Genomic DNA, 2,874 nt, shown 5'->3' on the forward strand with positions numbered 1-2,874 from the left:
GGGCCGTACCTGGTGAAATCGTGATGAAAGCGAAACTCAGCGAGCAAGGGGTGCGTGGAGCATCAGTAGAAATTCCTGACGGAAAACGGGTCTTTACGACATCGGTGGATATGACCAAAACACACAGTGGGTTAATTCTGCCGGGCGACTTTGTAGATGTTTATGTTACGTTCACAGCACGGAAACCGCAGGGGGGCATGTCGACCATCACGAAAGTGATTCTGGAAAGAGTGAAAATCTTTGCAACCGACAGTCTGACCGATGCCGGCGGAAGCGACACAAATCAGATAAAATCAAAAAATATTTCATTGTTACTTTCTCCCAAAGAAGGAGCGATGCTGAAACTTGCGGAGAAAAAAGGGGAAGTTCACCTCGCTTTAAGGGCTGCTTCAGATACTGCGGATACAGAGGACGTGCAGTTTGACGATGATGAACTGGCTGAAGTGTTTTCGATTGATGGCAGCGAATATCTGAAGGATGATGAAAGTAAACAGGGTGATGTGAAACAGGAGAACTCTCCCAAACTGGTCAAAAAAGCCAGCGAATCGACGTCAGCCAAAAAGTTTCTGGATGAAGAACAGCAGCCTACACAGATGACCTCTGCCGAGGCGGAAGTAGAAGAAGAAGTCAAGAAGATGTGGCAGATCGAAATCTATTCCGGAGAAGAAAAGATTATCCAGGAAGTAGAACTTCTGGAAGAAGAACTGGAAGATCAAAAAGCGGCTTTGAAAGATTTATGGGAAGTCTTTACGAATAAACAAAAAGAGAAAATCAACTGATCTGATCACTCCCCTGCACCGGCTGCAGGGGGTTGATTTGAAAGACAGGGAAACGTGTCCTGATCTGGACGTGGTGCTGTTTGTTTAAAAGTGATTTGAAGTCCGGGTTTTACCTGATTTAGATAGCTCAACTGTTAAAAAAAGTAAGGGGCACGGATGCTGGCCTTAAAAAAACATTTAAGAATGAATCGTCTTCCTTTGTTATTCGCATTGATGTGCAGTCTCATCAATGTAAATGGGTATTCGCAGGAAGAGCAGCCTGTTCCTGCGGGAGCAAGCGAGCCGGTCGTACAGGTGACCGCTGACAGTATGAAGCTGGAAATCACGGAAAAGTTCTCCAAGATTCTTCAGTTCCCCGGTAAAATCAAACGCGTCGATGGATTCGACCCGACGGTACTGGGTGTAACTGCTTTGACTCCCAACGAGATCCGCGTGCAGGCTTTGGTGCCCGGCGTGACGACTCTGGTGATCACCGATGAAAACAAAAAAGTTTACACCGTAGAAACTTTCGTGAGCGGCGATGCACGCCATTTACAGGCCTATCTCCGCGAATTGTTTCCCCGCTCCTCCGTGAACGCGATCAAGGTACAGGATTCTGTCGTCTTGCGCGGCTGGGTCACAGAGCCGGAAGCGATTACCGAAATGGTCGAAATTGCGGAACAGTTCTTTCCCAATGGTGTGCTGAACCAGATGAAGCTGGCCGGAGTGCAGCAGGTGCTGCTCAAAGTGAAAATCATGGAAGTCCAGCGCTCCAAAATTCGACAGTTGGGTGTGAACTGGCTGTTTCTGAATCAATCATCCTATATCTATAGTACACCGGGAACTCTGGTTCCGATTACGGGAATTACGGTTCCTTTTGGTGGCCCCCCTGCACTGTCTGCATCACAGAATCTGATCAGCGGAACTTCACTGGGTTTTGGCCTCGTGGACAGTTCGAATATTTTTCAGGCATTCATTGAAGCGTTAAAGAAGGAAGCCCTGTTGAAGATTCTGGCGGAACCGGAACTGGTCACGACCAGCGGGCGCCCTGCGAACCTGCTTTCGGGGGGTGAATTCCCGATTCTCGTACCACAGAGTCTGGGAACCGTGACGATTGAATGGCGTGAATTCGGTGTCAGAATGGAAGCCGTTCCGATTGTACTGGGCAATGGCCGTTTACGGTTGGAAGTGCAGCCTGAAGTGAGTGAAAGAGACTTTTCCAATGCAGTGCAGGTTGCGGGGACCACAGTCCCCGGGTTAACCGTGCGTCGTGCCAATACCGCGGTCGAAATGAATTTTGGGGAAACGATGGTGATTGCCGGGCTGATTTCCAGCCGCAAAACGGCTGAGACTTCCAAAACCCCTTTCCTGGGAGAGCTGCCCGTCGTGGGCGCAGCCTTCCGCAGAGTCAGATATACGGAAGGCGAAACAGAATTGGTCATCATGGTGACACCGGAATTAGTTTCTCCGCTGAAGTCGGGTCAGGTTCCGGAAGGAGGCCCCGGTTTATTCACTGCAACTCCTACCGATCGGGAATTGTATATGGATGGCGTGCTTGAAGTGCCCAGTTATGGCAGCGACTGCCCTGAATGCCGCTATTCTGTTCCAGGCCCCATCAGTCCGGAATCGATGATGCACTCAGAGAATATTCTGCCCCCCACTTCTGCTTCGCAAATGCCGCCTGCACCAGCAGCACCTACCATTCACTCTGAACTGATTCAGAAACCCTCTTTATCACCAGAAAATGTGAAAATGTTGCAGGAACAACAGAAATTGAAGCAGGCTGCTCCGAAGACGCCCGCTGGTACAAAAGTGCCCGATTTGACAAATCCGCCAACCAGCCAATGGAAACCAAAACAGAACTTATCCGGCACGGAGCAGAGCAAGGCTCCCGGCAGTTTAGGTCCGCCTCCCAAAGGGAGTCCTGGTTTGATCGGCCCGGGGGAATAATCGAATTATTTTAAAAATCTGAATGATCAAATTCGATAATAGTAAAGAGTAAGTTGCGATTGTTTAACCTTAAAAATAAGTGATTATCAAATGAGTGGAGTAGTTCGATTATCAATCATCGATCCAAATGAAGGCACACGCAATCAACTGTAAAACATGCTGATTG

The 2,874-nt window shown here is 48.8% G+C and carries 2 protein-coding genes; both read left to right on the top strand.

Going from position 1 to position 2,874, the window contains the following annotated elements; translation table 11 throughout:
* The coding region (cpaB, locus tag Q0294_RS01240; protein ID WP_299459962.1) for a Flp pilus assembly protein CpaB at positions 1–779 on the top strand (779 nt) is incomplete at its 5' end.
* A 156-nt stretch (positions 780–935) separates the two neighbouring features.
* On the top strand, positions 936–2,708 hold the full coding sequence (locus Q0294_RS01245) for a type II and III secretion system protein family protein (RefSeq protein WP_299459965.1): 1,773 nt from the start codon (positions 936–938) through the stop codon (positions 2,706–2,708).
* Positions 2,709–2,874 lie beyond the last annotated feature (166 nt).

Origin of the sequence: uncultured Gimesia sp. (assembly GCF_937919775.1) — a bacterium.
GTDB lineage: Bacteria > Planctomycetota > Planctomycetia > Planctomycetales > Planctomycetaceae > Gimesia.

Excerpts from the sequence above, each read along its gene's own strand:
- Q0294_RS01245 (WP_299459965.1), top strand. The coding sequence starts at position 936 with ATGCTGGCCTTAAAAAAACATTTAAGAATGAATCGTCTTCCTTTGTTA.